This is a genomic window from Mycobacterium sp. DBP42 (assembly GCF_005924235.1).
Taxonomy (GTDB): domain Bacteria; phylum Actinomycetota; class Actinomycetes; order Mycobacteriales; family Mycobacteriaceae; genus Mycobacterium; species Mycobacterium syngnathidarum.
Map to the genome: position 1 here is coordinate 11,988 of NZ_VCMY01000011.1, position 15,638 is coordinate 27,625.

General features: G+C 67.4%; 22 protein-coding genes. 11 read left to right on the plus strand and 11 right to left on the minus strand.

Annotated elements, in window-relative coordinates:
• Positions 1 to 19 precede the first annotated feature (19 nt).
• Positions 20 to 694 (plus strand): hypothetical protein, encoded by a 675-nt coding sequence (locus E0T84_RS13225; protein ID WP_138744666.1) that lies wholly within the window; start codon positions 20 to 22, stop codon positions 692 to 694.
• Here E0T84_RS13225 and E0T84_RS13230 read toward each other — a convergent pair.
• A complete protein-coding gene (locus tag E0T84_RS13230; RefSeq protein WP_138744667.1) occupies positions 680 to 1,117 on the minus strand; it encodes a hypothetical protein in 438 nt (145 codons plus the stop codon). The two genes, E0T84_RS13225 and E0T84_RS13230, sit on opposite strands and share 15 nt — an antisense overlap.
• Complete coding sequence (locus tag E0T84_RS13235) at positions 1,117 to 1,740, minus strand: metalloregulator ArsR/SmtB family transcription factor (RefSeq protein WP_138744668.1); 624 nt, start codon at positions 1,738 to 1,740, stop codon at positions 1,117 to 1,119. Before E0T84_RS13235 ends, E0T84_RS13230 begins: the two co-directional genes overlap by 1 nt.
• Positions 1,741 to 1,812: 72 nt before the next feature.
• Here E0T84_RS13235 and E0T84_RS13240 point away from each other — a divergent pair, with 72 nt between their 5' ends.
• Positions 1,813 to 2,220 (plus strand): group III truncated hemoglobin, encoded by a 408-nt coding sequence (locus E0T84_RS13240; RefSeq protein ID WP_138744669.1) that lies wholly within the window; start codon positions 1,813 to 1,815, stop codon positions 2,218 to 2,220.
• 54 nt (positions 2,221 to 2,274) lie between these two features.
• Here E0T84_RS13240 and E0T84_RS13245 read toward each other — a convergent pair whose 3' ends face one another.
• Genes E0T84_RS13245 through E0T84_RS13255 form a run of 3 tightly spaced genes read right to left on the minus strand, consistent with a single transcriptional unit; the run spans position 2,275 to position 3,565 of the window.
• Positions 2,275 to 2,427 (minus strand): hypothetical protein, encoded by a 153-nt coding sequence (locus tag E0T84_RS13245; protein WP_371725901.1) that lies wholly within the window; start codon positions 2,425 to 2,427, stop codon positions 2,275 to 2,277.
• Entirely contained in the window at positions 2,424 to 3,251 is an 828-nt protein-coding gene (locus E0T84_RS13250; RefSeq protein ID WP_070944031.1) for a mycofactocin-coupled SDR family oxidoreductase, read from the minus strand. Before E0T84_RS13250 ends, E0T84_RS13245 begins: the two co-directional genes overlap by 4 nt.
• On the minus strand, positions 3,251 to 3,565 hold the full coding sequence (locus E0T84_RS13255; protein WP_075910008.1) for a putative quinol monooxygenase: 315 nt from the start codon (positions 3,563 to 3,565) through the stop codon (positions 3,251 to 3,253). The genes E0T84_RS13250 and E0T84_RS13255 overlap by 1 nt, the downstream gene beginning before the upstream one ends.
• A gap of 159 nt (positions 3,566 to 3,724) precedes the next feature.
• Between E0T84_RS13255 and E0T84_RS13260 the strand changes: the two genes are divergently transcribed.
• Positions 3,725 to 6,286, plus strand: coding sequence for a DNA translocase FtsK (locus E0T84_RS13260; protein WP_171055016.1), 2,562 nt, complete (start codon positions 3,725 to 3,727; stop codon positions 6,284 to 6,286).
• A 75-nt stretch (positions 6,287 to 6,361) separates the two neighbouring features.
• Here E0T84_RS13260 and E0T84_RS13265 read toward each other — a convergent pair whose 3' ends face one another.
• Entirely contained in the window at positions 6,362 to 6,883 is a 522-nt protein-coding gene (locus E0T84_RS13265) for an amino-acid N-acetyltransferase (RefSeq protein WP_171055017.1), read from the minus strand.
• 42 nt (positions 6,884 to 6,925) lie between these two features.
• Between E0T84_RS13265 and pgsA the strand changes: the two genes are divergently transcribed.
• The 5 genes from pgsA to E0T84_RS13290 all read left to right on the plus strand — a co-directional run bounded on the left by pgsA (position 6,926) and on the right by E0T84_RS13290 (position 10,287).
• Positions 6,926 to 7,531, plus strand: coding sequence for a CDP-diacylglycerol--glycerol-3-phosphate 3-phosphatidyltransferase (pgsA, locus tag E0T84_RS13270; protein WP_120765000.1), 606 nt, complete (start codon positions 6,926 to 6,928; stop codon positions 7,529 to 7,531).
• The gene (locus E0T84_RS13275) at positions 7,509 to 7,997 is read left to right on the plus strand and encodes a CinA family protein (RefSeq protein WP_075910005.1); all 489 of its coding nucleotides are present in this window, start codon (positions 7,509 to 7,511) and stop codon (positions 7,995 to 7,997) included. The genes pgsA and E0T84_RS13275 overlap by 23 nt, the downstream gene beginning before the upstream one ends.
• Before the next feature lie 96 nt (positions 7,998 to 8,093).
• A complete protein-coding gene (clgR, locus tag E0T84_RS13280; RefSeq protein WP_075910029.1) occupies positions 8,094 to 8,435 on the plus strand; it encodes a transcriptional regulator ClgR in 342 nt (113 codons plus the stop codon).
• 197 nt (positions 8,436 to 8,632) lie between these two features.
• Positions 8,633 to 9,448 (plus strand): phage shock protein PspA, encoded by an 816-nt coding sequence (pspA, locus tag E0T84_RS13285; protein WP_075910004.1) that lies wholly within the window; start codon positions 8,633 to 8,635, stop codon positions 9,446 to 9,448.
• A gap of 20 nt (positions 9,449 to 9,468) precedes the next feature.
• The gene (locus tag E0T84_RS13290) at positions 9,469 to 10,287 is read left to right on the plus strand and encodes a hypothetical protein (RefSeq protein WP_075910003.1); all 819 of its coding nucleotides are present in this window, start codon (positions 9,469 to 9,471) and stop codon (positions 10,285 to 10,287) included.
• A gap of 7 nt (positions 10,288 to 10,294) precedes the next feature.
• Here the strand turns inward: E0T84_RS13290 and E0T84_RS13295 are convergent, their stop codons facing one another.
• A complete protein-coding gene (locus E0T84_RS13295; RefSeq protein WP_070944024.1) occupies positions 10,295 to 10,729 on the minus strand; it encodes a limonene-1,2-epoxide hydrolase family protein in 435 nt (144 codons plus the stop codon).
• Between the two features lie 41 nt (positions 10,730 to 10,770).
• Here E0T84_RS13295 and E0T84_RS13300 point away from each other — a divergent pair, with 41 nt between their 5' ends.
• Genes E0T84_RS13300 through E0T84_RS13310 form a run of 3 tightly spaced genes read left to right on the plus strand, consistent with a single transcriptional unit; the run spans position 10,771 to position 12,420 of the window.
• Positions 10,771 to 11,943, plus strand: a complete 1,173-nt coding sequence (locus E0T84_RS13300) for a glycosyltransferase (protein WP_138744671.1) — start codon at positions 10,771 to 10,773, stop codon at positions 11,941 to 11,943.
• A 9-nt stretch (positions 11,944 to 11,952) separates the two neighbouring features.
• Positions 11,953 to 12,147, plus strand: coding sequence for a DUF3046 domain-containing protein (locus E0T84_RS13305; RefSeq protein ID WP_138744672.1), 195 nt, complete (start codon positions 11,953 to 11,955; stop codon positions 12,145 to 12,147).
• A gap of 21 nt (positions 12,148 to 12,168) precedes the next feature.
• Positions 12,169 to 12,420: a hypothetical protein gene (locus E0T84_RS13310; RefSeq protein ID WP_249383635.1), complete on the plus strand. Its 252-nt coding sequence runs from the start codon at positions 12,169 to 12,171 to the stop codon at positions 12,418 to 12,420.
• A 10-nt stretch (positions 12,421 to 12,430) separates the two neighbouring features.
• Here the strand turns inward: E0T84_RS13310 and hypD are convergent, their stop codons facing one another.
• Genes hypD through E0T84_RS13330 form a run of 4 tightly spaced genes read right to left on the minus strand, consistent with a single transcriptional unit; the run spans position 12,431 to position 15,635 of the window.
• Positions 12,431 to 13,555, minus strand: a complete 1,125-nt coding sequence (gene hypD / locus E0T84_RS13315; RefSeq protein ID WP_138744673.1) for a hydrogenase formation protein HypD — start codon at positions 13,553 to 13,555, stop codon at positions 12,431 to 12,433.
• 17 nt (positions 13,556 to 13,572) lie between these two features.
• Positions 13,573 to 13,845: a HypC/HybG/HupF family hydrogenase formation chaperone gene (locus E0T84_RS13320; protein WP_044517788.1), complete on the minus strand. Its 273-nt coding sequence runs from the start codon at positions 13,843 to 13,845 to the stop codon at positions 13,573 to 13,575.
• Positions 13,846 to 13,863: 18 nt separating this feature from the next.
• A complete protein-coding gene (hypE, locus tag E0T84_RS13325) occupies positions 13,864 to 14,964 on the minus strand; it encodes a hydrogenase expression/formation protein HypE (protein WP_138744674.1) in 1,101 nt (366 codons plus the stop codon).
• A complete protein-coding gene (locus tag E0T84_RS13330; protein WP_138744675.1) occupies positions 14,961 to 15,635 on the minus strand; it encodes an SIS domain-containing protein in 675 nt (224 codons plus the stop codon). Before E0T84_RS13330 ends, hypE begins: the two co-directional genes overlap by 4 nt.
• Between the last annotated feature and the right edge of the window lie 3 nt (positions 15,636 to 15,638).

Here is a 15,638-nt window from a genome sequence, read left to right on the forward strand (position 1 = left end):
CAGCCGTTAGATTGGGTCGGTGAGCCGCCCTGCACCTCAGGTGCCATTCGAGCGACGTCGTCCGATTCCCGCGCTCAACTCGGTGGACGAAGTCAAGCGCGCCGTGGAGTACCCGTACACGATCCGTGTGTTCGTGGTGATGATGGCCGTCGGCGCGGTCTACCTCTTGTCCGTGGCGGCCTACGCGATCGCCACCCGTGATCACCAGAACATGGCTGTCTTCACAGTGCTTGTGGCAGTGTGGTTCGCGTTGTTGTTCGGAGCCACCAAGCTGATGCCCTCGGTGCTGATGCGCCGCTTCTACGCCCGGGTGCTGCGCGGCGGAATCCTGTGCGACGTGTACCCGGCCGGTTTTCCCCACTCCGACACCGCGATCCTGATCGATGTGCGGTTGTCGGACGCCCAGGCGGCGTACGTGCATGATGCGATCGCCTCCTGGCTCGGGCGGATGTCTTCGGAGCCGGCGGCCCACGCGCAGGCCGGAGACCTGTTCGCCGACAGTCAGATTCGCAGTGCCGACGAGCTCGCGGGCCTGGGCGCCAGTGGTGGATTCCTCGTGGCCCGCGACAACAATCCGCACAAGGGCTGGCGTCTGATTCTTCCCGAGGCGAATCCGCGCGACCCGCACCGGCCGTATTCGAATGGCCTTGTGGTTCAGGTCAACACGCCGAGCCTGGAGTCAGTCGGCAAATAGCAGGACTCCACCGGTCAGCAGGGCGACGACCTTGATCAGCTCGAACGCGACGTAGACGTAGTGCGCCTGCGACCGGCCGTGCACTTCCTGTCCCGGAGCGACGGCCAACACTGCGTTCGACCGCTGAGTCAGCTTGGGCCGCACGGCGATCAGCTGCACGGCCAGCGCTGCGACGGCAATCGCGAAGACCGCGATGGTCGCCGCTGACGGGCGATGCGTGGCGAGGGCCGCGACGACGACCACGGCGAACGCAGTTTCCACGGTGTTGAGGGCACGGAAAACTTTGCGCCCGATGCCGAGCCCGATCTGCAGCGTCACGCCCGGCGCCTGGAATTTCAGCGGCGCCTCGATGAACGAGATCGCCAGCACCATGCCCAGCCAGCAGAAGGTCACCGCGACCGCGACAGCCGTACCGGCATTCATCATGAATCTCCTCTCGGGCCGAGACGGGCCACGCACAGATCCGGTTCGACGAACGCGTCGAGCCGCTCGACCGCAACGGGTGCTTGCCAGCTTTCCAACGCGCCCTGCATCAAGCCCAGGTGGATCGGACACACCAGAGCGGCGCGCGTCTGGGCGAGGTCGAGAAAGGGGCAGTGGCGCAACCGGAGCCGGTCATCGTCGGGTGGTTCGGGTGCGAAGCCGATGTCGTCGAGTGTCTGAACGAGGGCGTCAACAGGGGAGTCGGTAGCCGGGCGCGGCAACGTGCGTCCCCACGCGCGCCCCATCTCCCGGGCCTTGGTGGCTGGATCGTCGTCGGCGGCCAATCCGTTGGCCAGAATTTCGGCCAGCATCCGGTAGCGCCTCGGGCCGGACGGGTCCATCCGGCGCACCGCCCGGTAGAGCTGTGGGGGGCGACCGGGGCTGCGGTGGTGAGGTTGGACACGTTCCACGTGGCCGTCGGCCTCGAGATGGTCCAGGTGGAACCGCACGGTGTTGGGGTGAACTGCGAGTTCGGCCGCGAGCTGCGCGATGGTCATCGGCGTAGGCGAGGCCTTCAGCGTGCTCAGCACGTCGACTCGGCGCTTCCCGATCGCGGTGATCATAGATAGAGTTTATACAAACAGCGTTTGTAGAAACTAGAGCGCGCCCCACCGGCCCGGGAAGGGACCTGTCCGATGGCTGAAGACCTGTCTGGCCACGACGATGTCGAGCTGTTGCTGTGGTGCTTCTACAACAAGGCGTTGTCCGATCCGGTGCTGGCCGAGCCGTTCGCAGAGCTGCGAGCCAAAGGTCTGCGCTCCCATCTGCCTGTCATGTGCGACTTCTGGGAGACCGTGCTGTTCCGTGCCGGGCTCTACCGGCGCAGCGCCCTGATCGTGCACCGCGAGCTGCACGCCCGTCACCCGTTGTCGGCCGAACACTTCGTGCGGTGGCTGACGTTGTGGACCGACACCGTTGACGAGCTGTTCGCGGGCCCGCACGCCGAGCGGGCCAAGCTGCAGGCCGGGCGTATCGCCAAGGCCATGCACCGGCGACTGGCCGGTGTCGATGCCGCCGAGCTCGACGCTCTGGCTGCCTGCTAGCGCTTGCGGCAGGTCAGGTTCGGTGGCCTGGATCAGTTGTCTTCGGGCAATCGACTAGCGCATGGTCCGGGTGAACGCACCCAGCCCGGCGGGCGGGAACGCGCCCGCCAGTTCGTCGTCGACCAGCCGCCGCCGGATCGGCTCGTACTGTTCGACGGCGGCCAGCACCATGGGGCCGATCGCGGTCGCCGTGACGGGTGCACTCATCGCTTGTTGACGATGCCGGCATCCACCGGAAGTGTCACACCCGTGACGTAGCGCGCCTGATCCGACACCAGCCAGGCCACTGCGTTGGCGATGTCCTCGGCCTGCACCACCTGCACCGGGAGCGCATTCGCGAAATCGGTTGGCGCGTTCGACTCTTCGGAGACCTGCCGTAACCAATCCCGGGTGAACTCGTTGTTGATCATCGGCGTGTCTACCCCGGTGGGGTGGATGGAGTTGACCCGGATGCTGTGCGGAGCAAGGAAATTGGCGTATGCGCGCATCAGTCCTACCACTCCGTGCTTGGCCGCGGTGTAGCCGATCGACCCGCGGTCGCCGCCGCCGATTCCGATCAGCCCGGCAGCCGAGCTGATCAGGACGATCGATCCGCCATCGCCCTGAGCGACCAGGTGCGGAATCGCTGCCTCCACGGTGTGGTGGACACCGGTCAGGTTGACGTCGATGACATCGCGCCAGCCGTCGGGCCCGGACTGCATCGGGGCGATGCCGGCGTTGGCGACGACGATGTCGAGCCGGCCGAGCTGATCCATGCCGGTCTGCAAAGCCGCCCTCAGCGCCTCCTCGTCGCGGACGTCTGCCTGCAGCGCGACGATTCGGGCGCCGGTGTCCTCGACGAGCTTGACCGTGGCGGCCAGATCATCGGGAGTGGCCAGGGGATAGGGCACCGATGCGATCTGCCCGCACAGGTCGATCGCAATGATGTCGGCCCCGTCGGCGGCCAACCGCAGGGCCTCGGCTCGCCCCTGGCCGCGGGCGGCGCCGGTGATGAACGCGACCTTCCCGGCCAGGGGAGCCTCGGCGCTCATCAGCTACGCAGCTGACCCTTGGCCGGGTCACCTGCCACGACGGGCTGCAACATCTTGATATCGGGAGCGCCGTCGAGCAGCTCACCGATCGAGCCGAACAGGGTGCCGATCGCCGGGGCGGTGCTGTGCGCCTTGAGTGCGTCGGCGTCGGCCCACTGCTCGACGAAGACGAAGGTGCCGTCGGCCTCGTGCAGTGAGTACAGCTGGCAGCCCGGCTCGTCATGAACAGCGGCGACGGCATTGGTGCAGGCTTCGCGCACCGCATCGACGGACTCGGGCTTGGCCTTCATGGTGGCGACAACGACAACGGGCATACGGGCAGAACTCCTCGGTGAGTGCCGAAACTGGACGAGTGTCCACCCTAGGCGATAGTCCGGTGAATTCGGTTCGTATGGCTAAGTGTCAATTGAGACCGTCTTGTGACCCGTGTGGCAGATGGTGATTGTGGGGCATATGCGACTAGGCTTGCGGTCATGGCTAACAAGACCGCCGGCCGATCCGGAGCGCGTTCGAGCAGGTCAAACGCCAGCTCGCGGGGCGGGTCGCGGCGCCAGGCGCCGGCTCGCCAGGGTCGTCAGAGCCGCCCGCCTGCGCCTAGGCGCAAGCCCGCGCGCCGGCCTCAGGCCTCGCCCGTGGCCCTTGCCGGCCAGAAACTCGGCCAGGGAGCCCGCGCGGGCTGGCTGATGCTGGCCAAGGGGGCCGGCTCGACTGCCCGTTCGGTGGGCCGGGCCCGCGACATCGAGCCCGGCCACCGCCGCGACGGCCTGGCGCTCGCCCTGGTGGGCATCGCCGTCGTCGTCGCCGCCAGTTCGTGGCTCCATGCGGCCGGGCCGGTCGGGCACTGGATCGATACCGCGCTGCGCACGATGATCGGCGGTCCCGTGGTGCTCGCGCCCGTCGTACTCGGCGTCATCGCGGTGGTGCTCATGCGCACTGAACCCGACCCCGAATCCCGCCCCCGGCTGATCCTGGGCTCGGCCATGATCGCGCTGCCGATGCTGGGTCTGTGGCACCTGTGGTCGGGCTCCCCGCAGGATCCGACGGCACGTCAGCACGCGGCCGGGTTCATCGGCTTCGCCATCGGCGGACCGCTGTCGGACGGGCTGACCGAGTGGATCGCTGCGCCGCTGCTGTTCATGGCGGTGCTCTTCGGCGTGCTGCTGGTGACCGGGACGACGATCCGCGAAGTGCCCTCGACGTTGCGCACGATGTTCAGTACCCGGGCTTTCCACGACGAGTACGACGATGAGTACGCCGACGACTACGACGGGGATGACGGCTACGACGATCTGTCCGACGGCTACTACGACGACGACTCCGCACGTGGGGACACGCAGGCCCAGAACTGGCCGACGGCAGCGCTCGAGGCACCCAAACCCGCGGGCACCCCGATGGACAACTACCCGCTGCCCGATGACGCCGACGCACCGACCGTCCCGGAGCCCGCGGTCAAACCGCGCCGGAAGAAGGCCGAGAGCAAGCCCAAGACTGACGACACCCTGGTGATGGACCGGGTGGTCGAGGGCCCCTACACGCTGCCGTCCCTGGATCTGCTGGTCGCCGGTGATCCGCCCAAGCTCCGCACGGCGGCCAACGACCAGATGACCGACGCCATCACCTCGGTGCTGGAACAGTTCAAGGTCGACGCAGCCGTCACCGGTTGCACCCGCGGTCCGACCGTCACGCGCTACGAAGTCGAGCTCGGGCCCGGCGTCAAGGTCGAGAAAATCACTGCGCTGCACCGCAACATCGCCTACGCGGTGGCCACCGAGAGCGTGCGCATGCTCGCGCCCATTCCCGGCAAGTCGGCCGTCGGGATCGAGGTGCCCAACACCGACCGCGAGATGGTGCGACTGTCGGATGTGCTCACCGCCCCCACCACGCGTCGCGACCATCACCCGCTGGTGATCGGCCTCGGCAAGGACATCGAAGGCGACTTCGTCTCGGCCAACCTGGCCAAGATGCCGCACCTGCTGGTCGCCGGCTCCACCGGTTCCGGCAAGTCCAGCTTCGTCAATTCGATGCTGGTGTCGCTGCTGGCGCGGGCCACCCCCGAAGAGGTCAGGATGATCCTGATCGACCCCAAGATGGTGGAACTCACGCCCTACGAAGGCATTCCGCACCTGATCACGCCGATCATCACCGAGCCCAAGAAGGCCGCGGCGGCGTTGGCCTGGTTGGTCGAGGAGATGGAGCAGCGCTACCAGGACATGAAGGCGTCCCGGGTCCGTCACATCGACGTGTTCAACGAGAAGGTGCGGTCCGGCGAGATCACCACCCCGTTGGGCAGTGAGCGGGTGTACAAGCCCTACCCGTACATCCTGGCCATCGTCGACGAGCTCGCCGACCTCATGATGACCGCGCCGCGTGACGTCGAGGACGCCATCGTGCGTATCACCCAGAAGGCGCGTGCGGCCGGTATTCACTTGGTGTTGGCCACCCAGCGACCGTCGGTGGACGTGGTCACCGGTCTGATCAAGACGAACGTGCCCTCCCGGCTGGCATTCGCCACCTCGTCGCTGACCGACAGCCGCGTCATCCTGGACCAGCCCGGCGCCGAGAAGCTGATCGGCATGGGTGACGGCCTGTTCCTGCCGATGGGCGCCAACAAGCCGTTGCGCATGCAGGGCGCGTTCATCACCGACGAGGAGATCCACGCCGTCGTCGAGGCCACCAAGACCCAGGCCGAACCCGAGTTCGTCGAGGGCGTCACCGCGGTCAAGGCCGGCGAGCGCAAAGACGTCGACCCCGACATCGGCGATGACATGGACGTCCTCCTGCAGGCCGTCGAGCTGGTGGTGTCCTCGCAGTTCGGGTCCACCTCGATGCTGCAGCGCAAGCTGCGCGTCGGGTTCGCCAAGGCCGGCAGGCTCATGGACCTCATGGAGACCCGCGGCATCGTCGGTCCGTCCGAGGGTTCGAAGGCACGCGAGGTGCTCGTCAAGCCAGACGAGTTGGCAGGCACGCTCGCGCTGATTCGCGGTGGGTCGGACGCCGTCGGCGGGGACGCCGACGACGACACCGAGGAGTTCTGACTTCTGCGCCGAAACGGCATTCCGGCAGAACTCTGCCAGCGACGGCCTTCCGGAATGCCATTTCGGCGGAAAGAACTAGAGCGTCAACAACATCCGGGTGTTGCCCAAAGTGTTGGGCTTGACGTAGGACAGGTCGAGAAACTCCGCCACACCGGTGTCGTACGAGCGGCACATCTCCTCGTACACCTCGGCGGTCACCGGGGTGCCGTCGATCTCCTCGAAGCCGTGCTTGGCGAAGAAGCCGACTTCGAATGTCAACACGAAGATGCGGCTCAGATGCAGCTCGCGGGCGACGTCGAGCAACTGCTCGACGAGTACGTGCCCGACGCCGGTGCCCCGGACTTTCGGATGCACCGCCACGGTGCGCACCTCGCCGAGATCGGCCCACAGCACATGCAACGCGCCGCAACCGACCACCTCGCCGTCGAGCTCGGCCACCCAGAATTCCTGGACCGCCTCGTACAACGTCACCAGGTTTTTCTCCAGCAGGATCTTGCCCGCATAGACGTCCACCAGGTACTTGATTGCCGGGACATCGGACGTGCGGGCCCGCCGCACCACAGGGTGTTTGCGCGACTCGGCACTGCCTGCGTTCACAGGCGCAAGAGTATCCGTTTCGGCAACCGATATTCTGTTGCGGTGCCGGGCCAACCTTCTACCGATCCGGTGGTTCCGCGTGCGCGCGTGGCCAACCTCGCCAACGTGCTCACCGGTGTGCGCATGGTGCTCGTTCCGGTGTTCCTGGTTTTTCTGTTCGCCGGCGACGGCCATGAAACCGGCTGGCGGATCGCCGCTTTCACGGTGTTCGCGATAGCGGTGATCACCGACCACTTCGATGGGGCACTGGCCCGCAGCTACGGCATGATCACCGAGTTCGGCACCCTGGCCGATCCGATCGCCGACAAAGCGCTGATCGGGGCGGCGTTGATCGGGCTGTCGATGCTGCACGACCTGCCGTGGTGGATCACTGCGGTGGTGCTGGTCCGTGAGATCGGTATCACGGTCCTGCGGTTCGCGGTGCTGCGCCACGGCGTGATCCCGGCCAGCCGCGGCGGCAAGCTCAAGACACTCGTGCAAGCCGTGGCCATCGGGCTGTTCATCCTGCCGTTGCATGCCTGGCCCGACATCTGGCTCAACGTCGCATGGGTGACCATGTGGGCCGCCGTGGTCCTGACCGTGCTCACCGGCGCCGATTACGTCATCTCCGCGATCAGGGATTCGCGTGGACGATCCGCTGCTCACTGACGACGCCAGGGCGCTGGTCGCCGATCTGACGGTGCGCTCCCAGAGCGTGGCCACCGCCGAGTCGCTCACCGGCGGGCTGCTCGCGGCGACGCTGGCCGGGGTTTCCGGGGCCAGTGCCGTGTTGCAGGGCGGCCTGGTCACCTACAACGAGGACACCAAGGTCTGGCTGGCGGGCGTGGCCCCGCAGGTGCTCGACGCGGTCGGACCGGTCGCCGCACCCACCGCGCGGGCGCTGGCAGTCGGAGCCCGGCAGCGCTGTGCAGCGACTTGGGGTGTCGGCCTGACCGGTGTGGCCGGGCCGGAGCCGCACGGTGGACACCCGGTGGGCACGGTGTTCATCGGCCTGGCCGGGCCCGTCGACACCCAGGTCGTCGAGTTGTCACTGACCGGTTCACGCTGGGACATCCGGCGCGCGGCCGTGGACGAGGCGATCGCCCGATTGCGCTTCCTGGTCGAGAACCAGTAACCGAAATCCCGTCAATCGTTCCGCCCGGGAACCTTGCGAAGATCGCCGGCGTTGGTCTGTTAGCGACCTGTGACGGGCGAGGCGAAGGAGAGTGCGATGACGACATTGCTGCGCGAGGTGATCGGCGACGTACTGCGTAACGCCCGCACCGAGCAGGGGCGCACGTTGCGTGAAGTCTCCGACGCCGCCCGCGTGAGTCTCGGATACCTCTCCGAGGTGGAGCGGGGCCGCAAGGAGGCCTCCAGCGAACTGCTCGGCGCCATCTGCGACGCCTTGGACGTGCCACTGTCACGGGTACTCACCGACGCGGGCGAGAACATGGCCGAACGTGAGCACGTCGACGCGGCGGTCCCGGCGTCGGCTCACGCCAACGTCGCCCACATCGATGCGGCCACCAAGGTCGTCATCCCGCACGCCGTGTCGATGGCCGTCGCGTGACATGAACCCGGCCCCGGTCTGATTGCGCTGTTCGTGCCCGCGGCGCGAATTTTCGCAAAACGCCCACGCGAACAGTGCGCGGGGCTGTGGCTGCTTGTCCGGAACCGATAAGTTGGCATCAGAGGAATTGCGGAAATCTGAATGACGAGGCCCCATCAAGGGCCCGACAAGCCCGACAGATAAGGCGGAACGAACCAATGGCCAATCCGTTCGTCAAGGCGTGGAAGTACCTGATGGCGCTGTTCAGCTCCAAGGTGGACGAATACGCCGATCCGAAGGTGCAGATCCAGCAGGCCATCGAGGACGCCCAGCGTCAGCACCAGGCCCTCACCCAGCAGGCCGCCCAGGTCATCGGCAACCAGCGCCAGTTGGAGATGCGGCTCAGCCGCCAGTTGGCCGACATCGAGAAGCTGCAGGTCAACGTCCGTCAGGCGCTGACGCTGGCTGATCAGGCCACGGCTGCCGGTGACGCGGCCAAGGCCACCGAGTACAACAACGCCGCCGAGGCATTCGCCGCCCAGCTGGTCACCGCCGAGCAGAGCGTCGAGGACCTCAAGGGTCTGCACGACCAGGCCCTGCAGGCAGCCGCGCAGGCCAAGAAGGCCGTCGAGCAGAACGCGATGATGCTGCAGCAGAAGATCGCCGAGCGCACCAAGCTGCTGTCGCAGCTGGAGCAGGCCAAGATGCAGGAGCAGGTCAGTGCCTCGCTCCGGTCGATGAGCGAGGTGGCCGCGCCCGGCAACACCCCCAGCCTCGACGAGGTGCGCGACAAGATCGAGCGCCGCTACGCCAACGCGATCGGGCAGGCCGAGCTGGCCCAGAACTCGGTCCAGGGCCGCATGATGGAGGTGCAGCAGGCCAGCGTCCAGATGGCCGGGCACTCACGGCTCGAGCAGATCCGTGCCTCGATGCGCGGCGACGCCCTGCCCAGCGGCGACGCTTCTCCGGGCACGCCCGCCTCGCCGTCGACCAACCAAACCTCTGCCACGCCCGAAAACCCGCTCGGCCAATAACGATTCGAGTGGGTTAGATCATGGCTGTCAAGACCGGACGACCGGACACCTGGAGATCGCTGGCGCAGCGGGCCATCGACACCGCGGCCGATCTGTCCGGTGCGCTGACCGAAAAGCTCAGTGCCGCCGCCGATCCGCGCGCAAAGCTGTTGCGCAAGCGGCGGTGGGCACTGCGCTTCGGGGTGTTCTTCACCTTGTCCAGCGTGTTCTGGGTATTGGTGACGGCGCTGCTGGCGTCGTGGAGCACACCCGTCTGGGGCCTGATCATCAGTGGAGCGCTCGCAGCCGGTGCGGCCTTCCCGGCCACGCTGTTCTGGCTGCGCTACCGGTGGCTGCGCGCGGAACCGCTTCCGGCGCAGCGACCCGTGGCCGGACGCCGGTTGCCGCCGTGGGGTTCGGCGGCGCGTCAGCCCATGGCGGCGCTGATGGCCTCCGAACGCGGCATGTTCTCGTTGCTCGGCGTGCTGGAGCGCGGTCGGATGCTTCCGGCCGACGAACTGCGTGAGCTGACCGCGGTGGCCAATCACACGGCGCGGACGATGGCGGCCACCGCCACCGAGGTGGTGTCGATGGAGCGGGCGATCAGCAACGCCCCGCAGTCGCGCCAGCATCTGGTGCCGACCATCAACGCGTTCACCGCCCAACTCGGTCAAGGTGTGCGGCAATACAACGAGATGGTCACCGCCGCAGCCCAGCTGGTGTCGACGGTGAACAGCGGCCAGGGCGCGGCGTCGCCGTTGGCGCAGCAGCGTTACCGCAGCGAGCTGACCGGCGCCACCGATCGTCTGATCGGCTGGGCGCAGGCGTTCGACGAACTCGGTCAGCTGCGCCGCGCGTGACCCGGCGCTACAGCGAGGGCCGCAACGACGGTACGACCACCCCGGCCAGCCCGCGCAGCGTGGCCTTGAACATGTCGAGGAAGTCGAAGTAGTCCCGCCACAGGGTGATTCGGCCTTCGTGCACCTCGAAGACACCGCACACCCAGAACTGCAGACGGACCGGGCCGAACACCAGCGCATCGGTGCGTTCGGTCAGCACGGCCGCACCATCGGCGGCAATCCGGTGGATCTTCACCTCGAAACCGGCTCGCCCCTCCATGGAGCGAAACAGCTTTATCGCGCGATTACGCCCATAGATCGTCGGCAGGCCGACGTTCTGGTAGACGAGGTTCTGCGCCAATGCGTTCTCGGCGGTGTCGAAATCCTGTTCCTGCAGTGCGTTGAGGAACGTCTCGACCGTGCTGGTCTGCGACGCAGCTGCGGTGGTGGATTGGTCAGCCATGCCCGAAGCCTAGTGCGGGAAGGCTGTGGCAAGGTAGCCCGGTGCGCGTAGCAGTGGTCGCCGGGCCGGATCCCGGGCATGCGTTCCCGGCCCTGGCGTTGTGCTTGAAGTTCCTGGCCGCGGGGGATGTCCCGACGCTGCTGACCGGCGTCGAATGGCTCGATACCGCGCGAGCGGCCGGGGTCGAGGCGGCCGAACTCGTCGGCCTCGATGTGACCGATGCCGACGACGATGCCGATGCCGGAGCCAAGATCCACCAGCGTGCCGCGCGGATGGCCCAGCTCAACCTCCCCGGCCTGCGGGAGCTGCAACCGGATCTCGTCGTCTCCGACGTCATCACCGCCTGTGGGGGCATGGCCGCCGAACTGCTCGGATTGCCGTGGGTCGAGCTGAATCCGCATCCGCTGTACCTGCCGTCGAAGGGGTTGCCGCCGATCGGCAGTGGGTTGGCGCCCGGTGTCGGTCTGCGTGGACGTCTTCGCGACACCGTCATGCGCGCCCTGACCGCGAGATCGATCCGGGCCGGTCTGGCCCAGCGGGCTGCGGTACGGGCCGACATCGGCCTTCCACCGGTCGATCCCGGGCCGCGGCGCCGGCTGATCGCCACCCTGCCCGCGCTTGAGGTGCCGCGTCCGGATTGGCCGGCCGAGGCCGTGGTGGTGGGCCCGTTGCATTTCGAGCCCACCGACGCGGTGCTGACCGTGCCGCCAGGATCGGGACCGGTCGTGATGGTGGCGCCGTCTACTGCGACCACCGGTACGCAGGGGATGGCCGAGTTGGTCCTGGAATCGTTGCGCCCCGGTGACACGCTGCCGGCGGGCTCCCGGGTGGTGGTGTCGCGACTGGGTGGCGTCGAACTCGAGGTGCCTCCGTGGGCGGCGGTGGGCCTGGGCCGGCAGGACGAGTTGTTGTCGCGGGCCGACCTGGTGATCTGCGGCGGCGGGCACGGCCTGGTGTCCAAGGCACTTCTGGCCGGTGTGCCGATGGTCGTGGTGCCCGGTGGCGGTGATCAGTGGGAGCTCGCCAATCGCGTTGTGCGCCAAGGTAGTGGGCAGCTGGTGCGCCCCCTTTCGGGCGAGGCGCTGACGGCCGCCGTCGGTACCGTGCTCGCTTCACCGTCATACCGCGCGGCCGCCCGGCGCGCCGGAACCTCGGCGGACGGGTTGGCAGATCCGGTACGGGTGTGCCATGACGCACTCGTGCGCACTGGGTAGGTTGGGCTCGTGCGGCTGACGGAATTCAATGAGCTCGTGGACGGCCAGTTCGGCACGATGCGGGGCCGTTCGCTGCTCGTCGACCACGTGCTCGGGGCCCTCGACGGCCGGACGGCCGCACAGGCCATCGAGGACGGGGAGGAGCCGCGCAATGTCTGGCGGGCGCTGTGTGCGGACTTCGACGTCCCCCGCGACCAGTGGTGAGCCGTCAGCGGTGACTGCGCGGTGAGTGCACCGCTTCCCCTGCGCACATTTTCGGCGTATACCGGAGACATGGGTCTCGGCGACCATCCGATGCGGACACCCCTCTACGGTGTGCTGCTGGTGATCGCGGCAGTGCTGCTGTGCTGGTTGGTCGCGTCGACGCTGAGTGGATGGCAGGCTGCCCTCGGGTATTTCCTCGCCCTCGCCGTCGGCGCATTCGGGTTCGTCCTGACGCTGCGGGATCTCGACAACTTCCCGAACTGGCGTCGTTGACCCCGTCCCGCTAGCGCCTCAGCAAGAGCTGCGCGGTTTCGCGGTGCAGCCTGCCGAAGTTGTAGTAGGCCGCACAGGCGCCCTCCGGTGACACCATGCACGTGCCGATCGGGGTTTCCGGTGTGCAGGCCGTCCCGAACACCTTGCACTCCCACGGCTTGATGACACCCTTGAGCACCTCACCGCACTGGCAGGCCTTGGGATCGGCGACTCGCACCCCGGGCATCTCGAAGATCAGCTCGGCGTCGTGGGCGGCGTAGTCGGGGTGGATCTTGAGCGCGCTCTGGGAGATGAAGCCGAGTCCGCGCCATTCGAAGTGCGGCCGCAACTCGAACGTCTCCGCCATCAGTTTCAGCGCCGCGGTGTTGCCTTCCGGACGCACCACCCGGGTGTACTGGTTCTCCACCTCGCAGCGGCCGTCGCGGATCTGGCGCAGCAGCATGTGCACTGAAGCCAGGATGTCGAGCGGTTCGAAGCCCGCCACCACGATCGGTTTGTGGTAGACGGCCGGGACGAAGCGATACGGGCGCAGACCCACCACGGTCGAGACGTGGCCGGGCCCCAGGAACCCTGAGAGTCGCAGATCCGGTGATTCCAGGATGGCCTTGATGGGCGGAACGATGGTGACGTGATTGCAGAACACGCTGAAGTTGTCGACGCCGAGGGCGCGGGCGCGCACGAGCGTGACAGCGGTCGACGGTGCCGTTGTCTCGAACCCGACTGCGAAGAACACCACGCGGCGGTCGGGATTGTCACGGGCGATCTTGAGTGCGTCCAGGGGTGAGTAGACGAACCGGATGTCGGCGCCACGGGCCTTGGCCTCGATGAGGTTTCCGTTGGACCCGGGCACCCGCATCATGTCGCCGAAGGTGGTGAAGATGACGCCGGGCTGTTCGGCCAGCCACATCGCGTCGTCCACCCGGCCCATGGGGATGACGCACACCGGGCATCCGGGCCCGTGGACCAGTTCGATGGACTCCGGCAGCAGATGCTCGATCCCGTGCCGGTAGATGGTGTGGGTATGGCCGCCGCAGACCTCCATGAACTTGAACTCGTCACCGGCGGCGAGCTCGGTGATCGCTTTGACCAGGGCCCGGGCGGCCGCCGGGTCCCGGAATTCGTCGACGAACTTCATGCGAACACCTCTTTGCGTCAAGCGATTTCGGAGGAATTGAAGGCGTCGATCTCCGTCGTGTAGTCGGCGCCCATCTTCTGCACCTGATCGAGCGTCAGCGTCGCCTCGCGCTCGTCGATCTTGGCCATCGCGAACCCGACGTGCACCAGGACCCAGTCGCCGACCCGCAGGTTGTCGTCGGCGAGCAGACGCACGCTGATCACCCGGCGCACGCCGTTGACGTCGACCTTGGCGAGGTGGGCCTCGGCGTCGACGATGTCGACCACCTGACCGGGAATGCCCAGACACATGGGAACTGCTCCTTTCGCCTAGCAGATCCGGGGGAGCGGATCGCCCACCAGCATGTCGACGATCCGGCTGCCGCCGAAAGCGGTACGCAGCGCGACGATTCCGGGCGGTGCGGCGACGATCTCACCGACCACCGCGGCCCGGGCGCCCTGCAGATGGGTGTGCAATGCGGTTACCGCCGCGTCGGCCTCCTCGGGGGCGACGACCGCGAGGAATTTCCCTTCGTTGGCGACGTAGAGGGGGTCGATGCCCAGCAGGTCGCAGGCTCCCGCGACCTGTGGCTCTATGGGTATGCGGTCCTCGTCGAGGATCACCGCGAACGGTGAGTCCTTGGCCAGCTCGTTGCACACTGTGCCGACCCCGCCGCGGGTGGCGTCGCGCATCCACCGGGTGGACGGTGCGGCGGCCAGCAGCGACTCGACGAGTTCGTGCACAGGTGCGGTGTCAGAGGCGATGTCGGCGTCGATGGCCAGATCGCCTCGGGCGAGCATGACCGCCATTCCGTGGTCACCGATGGTGCCCGACAGCAGGACCTGGTCCCCGATGCGCACCTTCTCGCGCGACAGCCGTCTGCCCGCCGGCACGACGCCGACGCCCGCCGTGCAGATGTAGATGCCGTCGGCGGCACCCTTGCCGACGACTTTCGTGTCGCCGGTGACGATCTGGACACCGGCACGCGCGGCGGCCTCGCTCATGTCGGCGACGATCTCCCGCAATTCGGCGATCGGGAAACCCTCCTCGATGACGAAGCCCGCGGACAGCCATTGCGGCCGAGCACCCGAGACCGCCAGGTCGTTGATGGTTCCGTGCACTGCGACGTGCCCGATCGATCCGCCGGGAAAGCGGTGTGGCGCAACCACATAGGAATCAGTCGAGAACGCCAGGGTGTCGCCCGACGGGGTGCGCAGCAGCGCCGCGTCCCCGAGTTGTTCGAGTTCGGGATTGCGGAACGCCTCGACGAAGACGGCGTCGACCAGTGCCGCCGAGGACTTTCCGCCGGCTCCGTGCGCCAGGGTCACCACCTCGTCGAGCAGGCGCGGCCGCCGCTGCCGGAACTTCTCGATCCGCTCGAGCACGCGGTCCTCGCGTTGGGCTGCGGTCGAGGCGGCGACGGTGCTCATGATGCGTACGCTCGCGACATCTGTTCTTGCACCACTGTCCACAGCCGGTAACCGAGCATCGCGTGACTCTCCTGGATGCGATGAATGCTCTGGCTGTGCACGGTGAAACAGAAGTCCAGATCGCCGTTCTCACCGGACACGATGGCCATCCGCCCGCCGTCGTGCCCGGAGAAACCGATGGTGAGTACACCGCGCTGTCTGGCCTCGGCGATGGCTGTCATCAGATCCTCGGAGTTGCCCGAGGTGGACAGGGCGATGGCGATGTCGCGATTCCGGGCGTGGGCGATGATCTGGCGTTTGAAGATCAGATCGAAACCCACGTCGTTACCCAGCGCGGTGACCACCGCCTCGTCGGCGGCCAGGGACCAGGCCGCCACCGGTCTGCCCACCGCGGGCCGGCTGAACAGCGAGGCCAGCGTGGCCGCGTCGGTCGAGCTGCCGCCGTTTCCCAGGGTGTACAGGCGGCCGCCGCGCAGGAACCGGTCGGCCATCGCGGCCCCTGCCGCGGTCAGGTCCGTGGCGTACTCCCGCAGCGATTCCTGTTGTAACCGGGCACTTTCGGTGGCTTTGCCGCGCGCCGAGGCGGCCAGGTCGTCGAGCAGCGGCCGGACATCGGTCTCCTCGGACTCGATGAACGGGTAGAGGAATCCGGTGCTCTCTGTTTGGCTCATGGT